Here is a 9,343-nt window from a genome sequence, read left to right on the forward strand (position 1 = left end):
ATTATCCACTACTATAACTTCGTAACCGCTATTTAGTAATTCTACACATGTATGACTACCAATATATCCTGCTCCACCTGTTACAAGTATTGCCATAATTATAGTCCTCCATATTTCATTCATTATAAACTTCTCAAAGTATATCACATATTTCTTATCCTATGTTTAACATGCGAACACAGAAACTTACATTTTATCCCATAATAATTTTATAACATATACGATTCTAATCAGGTAATAAAAAAACGCCACATAATAAAAATTATGTGGCGTTTTTTTATTAAATTACGTAACAATATACACTTAGAAAATGCGCAAGACTACCTAATAATACAAAAACATGAAAAATTTCATGATGTCCCATATATTTAAACTCTAGCCATTTTGGCTTTGTGCCATAAATAAATCCACCAATTGTATAAAAAATGCCCCCAAGTACTAAGAAAACAATACCTCCTGTACTTAAATTCTCAGCTAACGGTGCAAAGAACAAAACAATTAACCAACCCATCGTAATATAAATTGCTGTCGATAACCATCTTGGACAATTAAACCAAAACATTTTAAACACAATACCACAAATCGCAGTTGCATAGACTAAACAAAATAATAGCAAACCACTTGCTGAATTTAATGTAATTAAGCAAAAGGGTGCATATGTACCTGCAATTAATATAAAAATCATAGAATGATCTAGCTTCCTAAAGAAGTAAATAACACGTTCATTGGCCACAACACTATGATACACAGCTGACGCCGCATAAAGGACCATCATTCCAATACCAAACAAAATAACAGCTGTAATTGCAGCAAATGATGGCATCTTAATAGAAACTTTCACAAGCATAGCTAATAAGGCAATAAATGATAAGATCGCTCCACCTAAGTGAGTAAATGCGTTAACTGGTTCCCTTACATAAGTATTCATAATAACACCCCTCATATAATTACATGTAGTTTTGATAACTACATGTAATTATATACACATTTCTTTTTAAGGTCAACATTTACAATTCATTTGTTTCGTAATACCATATTTAAAGATATATTAAACATTAAGTTCCACTAAGTTATAAAAGTGAGGGATTCTACGTGGAAAATATAAATGAATTACTTGAGACATTACATTTAGAAAAAAATATTAAACTTGAGGATATTCCAAATGTTGACTTATATGTAGACCAAGTTGTCCAACTATTTGAGAATACTTATGCAGATACAACGAGAACTGATGATGAAAAAGTATTAACAAAAACGATGATTAATAATTACGCAAAAGGGAAACTATTCATCCCTATCAAAAATAAAAAGTATTCAAAAGAGCATATGATTTTAATTAGCCTGATTTACCAATTAAAGGGAGCTCTCTCCATTAACGACATAAAAAGTTCATTAGAAAATATAAATGACTCCTTATTAAACGATGATTCATTTGAATTAAATGCGTTATATAAAAATTATCTTGCTCTTACTGCAAGCAATGTCGAAAACTTTAAACAAGACGTAAATAAACGTGTTACAGAAGTAAATAAGATTTCTTCCTTAGAAGGTACAAAGCTAGAGAAATTTCTACTATTAACATCCTTCGTGACTATGAGTAATATGTATAGACGTTTAGCAGAGCAACTAGTTGATGATTTGAAAAAATCATAAATAAAAAACTATCCACCTATTAAAGTGGATAGTTTTTTATTTACTTAATTGCCTCATGAACTTTTAATTGTTTCCCTTTAATCGTTGTAGTCTTCATGACTTTCAAGACAAGTGGTCCTTTTCCATTTAATATTTCAACGTAAGAAACGTTATCTTGTATCGTAATAATGCCTATATCTTCTGCTGTAACACCTTTAATTTTAGCAATTGTACCGACGAAATCTACCGCTCTAATTTTCTTTTTCTTCCCGCCATTAAAGTACAGCTTCATAATGCCTTTGTTTATGTCCGCATTTTTATCTTTCTTAATAATTGGTTTAGCATGTATCTTTTCTTCAAATGCAGCTTTCTCTTTCATAACTTCTTCTTTTGAAGGTCCAATTGCCTTTGGAATTTCAAAACCAATATAATCCTCAATCTCTTCTAAAAATCTATTTTCATATGGTGTTATAAATGTAATAGCTTTTCCACTATTTCCAGCTCGTCCCGTTCTTCCAGTACGATGTACATAGCTTTCTTTTTCAAGTGGAATATCATAATTAATAACATGTGTAATATTATCAATATCAATTCCTCTCGCAGCTACGTCTGTTGCTACTAAATAACGGAATTTTCCTTTTCTAAAATCATCCATGACTTCAAAACGATCTTCTTGTACCATACCACCATGTATTTTGTCACAAGGATAATTAGCTCGTTTTAGCTGTCTATATACATGATCTACATTTTCTTGTGTACGGCAGAAAATAATACAACTATCAGGATTCTCAATCATTGTTACATCTTTAAGTAGTGAAAACTTCTCGTCTTCTATCGCCTCAAAAAGAGTATGTTCAATTTTATCCGTTGTAATCCCAGCTGCTTTAATTTCAATATGAGTTGGTGAATTCATATATGTACGAGACAATTTTTCAACATCTTCTGGAAGTGTTGCTGAAAATAACATTGTCATTCTTTTTGTAGGTAATTCATCAATAATTGCCTCTACTTGATCGATAAAGCCCATATTTAGCATCTCATCTGCTTCATCAATAACTAAATACTTCAAACACTCTAAAGAAAGGGTACCCTTCTCAATATGATCCAATACACGACCAGGAGTCCCAACTACAATGTGTGTCTTTTGCTTTAATTCTAATTTTTGACGTGCAAATGGAGATTTCCCATAAACTGCCGCAGCCTTAATCCTTTTGAATCGACCTATATTTGTAATATCTTCTTTTACCTGCACCGCAAGCTCTCTCGTTGGTGTTAAAACTAATGCTTGTGGTTTATTCTCTTCCCACTCCACCATTTCACAAAGTGGAATACCAAATGAAGCTGTTTTTCCACTTCCAGTCTGAGACTTCACAACAAGATCCTTCTTTTGTAATGCGACTGGAATAACCTCACCTTGTACTTCTGTTGGATGATCATATCCTAACCCAGTAAGTGCCCTTACAATTTCCTTACTTAATTTATAATCAGAAAAACTTTTTTTACTCATATATTAACCTCATTTTATTATGTATTATTTTCTTTTTTATCTTTTGTATACGTTACTATTACCCTACTTATTATACTTGAAACCTTACATAAAAAGGTGGTTCATACCAGATTCCTCTTTTTATATAGAAATAAACCTTATCATTTCATATATTGTTCAACTAATTGATAACATCTTTTTCTCGTATTGTTAGCATTGACTCTTTCATGGTATCCTCCATCCCACTCCAAAAAAATAAAAAGAATACATACAACCTTATATAATTATCTCAATTTTTCAATCTTTACCATAAACGAACAATATAAATAAAAATACATTTTAAATTCGTTTTTAACGTTATTTTTCAGATGTAACATCTAGTTTTTCAAAAAATGTTAAGAAATCCTTTGACTTCTTAATAAAAATAATGTAAATTATCCTATGGACGAACATTTTTGATTAATAAAAATAAAATATTCGTATTTTAGGGGTGTAAATGATGGAAAACGTATTCGACTATGAAGATATTCAATTAATTCCTGCAAAATGTATTGTAAATAGCCGCTCTGAATGTGATACAACTGTCACTTTAGGAAAACATAAATTTAAATTACCTGTCGTGCCTGCAAATATGCAAACGATTATTGATGAAAGAATCGCAACTTATTTAGCTGAAAACAATTACTTCTATATCATGCATCGTTTCCAACCAGAGAAACGAATCTCATTCATTAGAGATATGCAATCACGTGGATTAATCGCTTCTATCAGCGTTGGTGTAAAAGAGGACGAATATGAATTCGTACAACAATTAGCTGCTGAGCAAATTACACCTGAATATATCACGATTGATATCGCACACGGTCATTCTAATGCTGTGATCAACATGATTCAACATATAAAAAAACATTTACCAGAGAGCTTCGTTATCGCTGGAAACGTTGGAACTCCAGAAGCGGTAAGAGAATTAGAAAATGCTGGTGCTGATGCAACAAAAGTTGGTATTGGACCTGGTAAAGTTTGTATTACTAAAATTAAAACAGGCTTCGGAACTGGTGGTTGGCAGCTAGCTGCACTTCGCTGGTGTGCAAAAGCTGCAAGTAAGCCAATTATCGCTGATGGTGGTATTCGTACACACGGCGACGTAGCTAAATCTATTCGATTTGGGGCAACTATGGTCATGATCGGTTCTCTATTCGCTGGTCACGAAGAGTCTCCAGGGGAAACAATCGAAAGAGATGGCAAACTTTATAAAGAATACTTCGGTTCTGCTTCTGAATTCCAAAAGGGTGAGAAGAAAAACGTTGAAGGTAAGAAAATGTTCGTTGAGCATAAAGGTTCTTTAGAAGATACGTTAATCGAAATGGAACAAGATCTTCAATCTTCTATCTCTTACGCTGGCGGAACAAAATTAGATGCTATTCGTACTGTAGATTATGTTGTCGTGAAAAACTCGATTTTCAACGGCGATAAAGTATATTAATTCTTAAATTTAAAAAGAAGGACAAGCATAAAAGTGCTTGTCCTTCTTTTTAATATATAAAAACATAAAATATTTTTATTTTACTGAATTTTCTAGTATCATGTTTTTAAATAGTCTTAATGAGGAGGAGATAGACTTGAAAAATGTAATGGAAAATCGCCTTAATCGCGCAGAGGTGCCTGCTGAACTAACATGGGATTTATCCGATTTGTATAATTCTGATGCCGAATGGCATACCGCATTAAACGTATTAGAAAATGATATACAGAAACTTGATACATTTAAAGGACGTTTACATACCAACTCCACAACTTTATTAAATTGCCTACTTTTAGAAGAAGAGCTTTTAATGAAGTTAACAAAACTGTATTCATATGCAAATTTAAAAGAATCTAATGATCGTACAAATCCAGTTATTCAAGCGAACTCTTCCAAAATTTCTGCTTTATGGACGAAAGTACATACTGCACTATCCTTTATCCATAATGAAATTCTCTCACTTGAAGAAGGAACAATTGAAAAATATTTAACTGACGAAACAAAACTTGAACCTTTCCGTAAGTCGTTACTAGAGATACTCAAAAAAAGGCAGCACACTCTCTCTCCTGAAACAGAAGAAGCACTTGCTGCACTTGGCGAAGTTCATAGTTCTCCATACAAAATTTACGGCATGACTAAATTGGCCGATATGGATTTCACTTCTATACAAGACGAACAAGGAAACGAACTCCCTGTTTCATTCTCATTATTTGAAAGCAAATATGAATTTTCTCCAAGCACATATATACGTCGAAAAGCATATTCATCATTTGTTTCCACACTAAAACAATATAAAAATACAATTGCCACAACATATGCTACTGAAGTTAAAAAACAAGTAACACTTTCTCGTTTACGTAAATATGAATCCGTTACCCATATGCTATTAGAACCACAAAGAGTTCCACTTGAAATGTATAACAACCAACTTGATATTATTTATAAAGAATTAGCACCTCATATGCGCCGTTTTGCAGATTTAAAAAAGAAAGTATTAGGACTCGATCAAATGCTTTTCTGCGACTTACATGCACCTTTAGATCCCGAATTTAATCCAGCTATTACTTATGAAGAAGCAGGCACGCTCATTCAAGATTCTTTAAAAGTATTAGGCGATGAATATAGTTCAATAATCCAAAAAGGATTCAAAGAAAGATGGGTAGATCTTGCAGATAACGTAGGCAAATCAACCGGGGCATTTTGCTCAAGTCCATACGGCTCTCATCCCTATATTTTAATTACATGGCAAAATACGATGCGTGGATGCTTCACATTAGCACATGAATTTGGACATGCTGGTCATTTCTATTTAGCAAATAAAAACCAACGTATCATGAACGTACGCCCATCTATGTACTTTGTTGAAGCACCATCAACTATGAATGAATTACTATTAGCTCAGCATTTACTAGCGACTACTGACGATAAGAGAATGCGCAGATGGGTCATTCTACAACTACTTGGCACATATTATCACAACTTTGTTACTCATTTACTTGAGGGTGAATATCAACGTAGGGTATATGCTCTAGCAGAAGAAGGACAGGCCCTTACAGCTACAACTTTAACTGAAATTAAAACAAATGTCCTTTCGACATTCTGGGGAGATTCTGTAGAAATCGATGAAGGTGCGGGCTTAACTTGGATGCGTCAGCCTCATTATTATATGGGTCTATATTCTTACACATATTCCGCAGGCCTCACTACAGCTACTGCAATAGCTCAAATGATTAAAGAGGAAGGACAACCTGCTATTGATCGCTGGTTAGATGTGCTTCGCGCTGGTGGTACAATGAAACCACTTGAACTAATGAAACATGCCGGAGTAGATATGTCAAAATCAGATGCAATCCGTAAAGCTGTTTCTTACGTTGGTTCATTAATTGATGAATTAGAGCATTCTTATCAAGAATAAAAAATAAGCCCTCGCTTTATGAGGGCTTATTTCATATTTACTTCCCAAACCTTTTACGATATCCACATTTCCTACAAAGCTCTTCAACCGCAACTCTTTTTGAAAATCCATCGACAATGTTTGTTGCTCTTTCACCTTCTATAATGTTAGAAAATGAATCATTATTAATATTTCCAAGGTTAATAATCCCTTCACCATCTAAACAACAAGGAATAACCGTCCCATTCGCTAAAATCCCTGCCTGATTACGAAGTCCATGACAGAATCCTTTCCCATCATCCTCTTCTTCATGTAATGCTGGCCACTGGAATTCATAGTCTTGATTAATAAAGACACGTTCTGCAATTTTTATACCTTTTCCTGGTGTAAGCTTCTCTTCAATCTGATAAGATAGATCAAATTCATTTTCAATTATGGATAATAACTCTCTATTTTTCTGGATTTCAGCATTTGTTTTATTATCCTGAGTTAAATTCCATAACCTTAACGATACAATTAAATCTGATTGACTTGTCGCTTCCCTAATGAAGGAAAGTATACTCCTTACATAGCCCTCTTTATCTTGCGAACCTGGGTGTCCATCAAAACTATGCAGTGAAAAATTCATTTGTCTTAACGCGGGCTTATTTAACAGCCTATGCCTTCTCTTATTAATTAACGTTCCGTTCGTTGTAATATTAACTTTAAACCCTTTTTCATGACTTAAGTCTAATAGCTGATCTATTTTCGGATGGAGCAACGGCTCACCCTTCACGTGCAAATAAATGTAGTCTGTGTGAGGTTTAATTTGGTCTAATCTTTTAGCAAAATCCTCTACAGAAATGAATTGCTTCTGCCTTTCCGTCGGCGGACAAAAGCTACACGCAAGATTACACACACTCGTAATCTCCAAGTAAAACTTCTTAAACTTCTTCACCTTTAATTCCTCACTTCTCTAACTACTTATACTTTTTCCTCTTCATATTACAGCATATTTTTATAGAAATAGAAACATACTTATTTTAGGAAATGTACATACCATCTAATAATGTTTAAAAGACCATCGGTAATTTTTGTCCAATGGTCTTTCCCACTATTAATTATCTTTAACCTCTTTTACATACTCCCATGTTTCACCTTGATCTTTTGATTGATAAAGTATACTACTATTACCATTGTAGTCTCCATCTGCTCCTTGCCCTACTAGCATGTTAAAAACTCCATCCTTCTCATAAGGCATATTAGGAAAATCAAACGGATTTATTGCCTGTCCACTTTCTAGTTTCACTTCATAATTTGTATAGCTCAACTTTTTAAAAGTTATACCCCCATCATCTGTACGGTATAACCTCCCTTCATTTCCAGAGGGTCTGGCTGCCCTTAAAAATCCGAGCTTTTCATTAAAAAAGATGATTCCTGATGCACTACCTACCGCTTCATTGAACGGGTCTTCATTTATAACTCCCCATGTTTCCCCTCCATCAATTGTCTTGCTTAGTGAATAAAAGGTGCTCCCTAATGCTTTATCTGTGACATCTAGTTTATAACCAACTTCTTTTGAAAAGTAAAATTGCTCATTATTATTAGTTAAATTCTTCTTTTTCTTTTTAGAACTACTTTCCTTACTCCAATTTGGGTCACCTAGTAAATTATATCTAGCAGGTACTACCTCTTTCTCTTTTCCAGGGATAAATATAGATACCGTATATCCAATTATTTCGGACTTTGCTTCTTCAAGCTTCTCTAATTTCCCATCTTTATTAATATTAATAATTCCTTCTCTGTTGTAACCCCAGTTCCTTTTCCCATAATAGACCAGCCCATACTTATCTTCATTCCACTTACTTACAGTTTGTTTAACTGGAATGGCTTGAACTGTTTTAATTAAAGGTTTTACTAATTTATCTTCATTATAATCAGCGTTAACATACCCATTTAATCCTACAAAAATATCTTTTGATTTATTTTTATTATAAGATATTAAGTAGCTTTCCTCTTTTCCAGCAGCATTTTTCCCATAAAGAAAAGTATCAAATGATGTAATTGTTCCATCTGATTTAAATTCCAAAGTAAAATCATCCGGCATATATAACTTCTTTGGCAAAGTATATTTCTTATTTATATCTTCAAAAATGCCCTCTACACCATACTTATATATATTATCACGCTCAAGTTTAACTGATCTTTCGTTTTTTACGCTTTCTATAAACCATGCTAGTTTACCGCCATAATTCGTTGCACTTTTATAAATTTTTATCCCATAAAAAGACGTTATAAGGATAAGTATTAGAACAGAAATGTATTTCCATCCCTTTACATTTAATAATTTGGATGATTCGCGTTCCCTATTTTTCACAATTTTAATTGTAGTAAATATAATGATAAGTATTAGAAATGCTATAGATAATAACCAAATATAAATATTATTATTCATTCTCCCATACATACATAATAAAGCTAACTCATAACAAAAAATCCAGTATACGATTATTACTAATGGATTTTTTAGTAATGATGCCAATATTTTTTTCATATCTTCCTTAAATATGTTAATCCCCCCTAAGTACATCTAATACTTCTTTTTTCCTATATTGAGTATACTTGATTTCACCAGGCACTTGCATACCCCCATATTTACTGTACATCTTCATTACATATCGGTTAAATCTAAAATAATAAAATGCGTATAAAAAAGCACTCTATCTTGTAAAGTGAAGTGAACCCCGAAAACGGGACACCAATCAAAACACCTAAACCACTTGTTCCCTAAATTCTTTAGGGGATAGGTGGTTTAATTTTTCTTGAATTC

The 9,343-nt window shown here is 33.0% G+C and carries 8 protein-coding genes; 3 read left to right on the forward strand and 5 right to left on the reverse strand.

Translation table 11 applies throughout. From position 1 onward, the window contains the following. Both ASE54_RS37320 and ASE54_RS32355 read right to left on the reverse strand, forming a co-directional pair. On the reverse strand, positions 1–96 hold a 96-nt coding region (locus ASE54_RS37320; protein ID WP_235567887.1), incomplete at its 3' end, for an NAD-dependent epimerase/dehydratase family protein. A 184-nt stretch (positions 97–280) separates the two neighbouring features. Beyond that, positions 281–928 (reverse strand): hemolysin III family protein, encoded by a 648-nt coding sequence (locus ASE54_RS32355; RefSeq protein ID WP_001099726.1) that lies wholly within the window; start codon positions 926–928, stop codon positions 281–283. 164 nt (positions 929–1,092) lie between these two features. Here ASE54_RS32355 and ASE54_RS32360 point away from each other — a divergent pair, with 164 nt between their 5' ends. Next, on the forward strand, positions 1,093–1,653 hold the full coding sequence (locus tag ASE54_RS32360) for a DUF1836 domain-containing protein (RefSeq protein WP_000427875.1): 561 nt from the start codon (positions 1,093–1,095) through the stop codon (positions 1,651–1,653). Between the two features lie 40 nt (positions 1,654–1,693). Here ASE54_RS32360 and ASE54_RS32365 read toward each other — a convergent pair whose 3' ends face one another. Continuing rightward, a complete protein-coding gene (locus ASE54_RS32365) occupies positions 1,694–3,139 on the reverse strand; it encodes a DEAD/DEAH box helicase (RefSeq protein ID WP_000039346.1) in 1,446 nt (481 codons plus the stop codon). Between the two features lie 478 nt (positions 3,140–3,617). On the opposite strand from ASE54_RS32365, the gene guaC reads away from it, so the two are divergent. Next, positions 3,618–4,601, forward strand: coding sequence for a GMP reductase (gene guaC, locus ASE54_RS32370; protein ID WP_000432438.1), 984 nt, complete (start codon positions 3,618–3,620; stop codon positions 4,599–4,601). Positions 4,602–4,737: 136 nt separating this feature from the next. Next, a complete protein-coding gene (gene pepF / locus ASE54_RS32375; protein WP_000800231.1) occupies positions 4,738–6,555 on the forward strand; it encodes an oligoendopeptidase F in 1,818 nt (605 codons plus the stop codon). A 37-nt stretch (positions 6,556–6,592) separates the two neighbouring features. Here pepF and ASE54_RS32380 read toward each other — a convergent pair whose 3' ends face one another. After that, positions 6,593–7,471 carry a radical SAM/SPASM domain-containing protein gene (locus ASE54_RS32380; protein WP_000713633.1) on the reverse strand — a complete coding sequence of 293 codons (879 nt, stop codon included), beginning with the start codon at positions 7,469–7,471 and terminating at the stop codon, positions 6,593–6,595. Positions 7,472–7,630: 159 nt separating this feature from the next. Beyond that, complete coding sequence (locus tag ASE54_RS32385; RefSeq protein ID WP_000280570.1) at positions 7,631–9,103, reverse strand: hypothetical protein; 1,473 nt, start codon at positions 9,101–9,103, stop codon at positions 7,631–7,633. Between the last annotated feature and the right edge of the window lie 240 nt (positions 9,104–9,343).

The sequence above is a fragment of the Bacillus sp. Root131 genome, assembly GCF_001429475.1.
GTDB lineage: Bacteria > Bacillota > Bacilli > Bacillales > Bacillaceae_G > Bacillus_A > Bacillus_A thuringiensis_S.

Excerpts from the sequence above, each read along its gene's own strand:
- ASE54_RS32355 (WP_001099726.1), bottom strand. The coding sequence starts at position 928 with ATGAATACTTATGTAAGGGAACCAGTTAACGCATTTACTCACTTAGGT.
- ASE54_RS32365 (WP_000039346.1), bottom strand. The coding sequence starts at position 3,139 with ATGAGTAAAAAAAGTTTTTCTGATTATAAATTAAGTAAGGAAATTGTA.
- guaC (WP_000432438.1), top strand. The coding sequence starts at position 3,618 with ATGGAAAACGTATTCGACTATGAAGATATTCAATTAATTCCTGCAAAA.
- ASE54_RS32385 (WP_000280570.1), bottom strand. The coding sequence starts at position 9,103 with ATGTACTTAGGGGGGATTAACATATTTAAGGAAGATATGAAAAAAATA.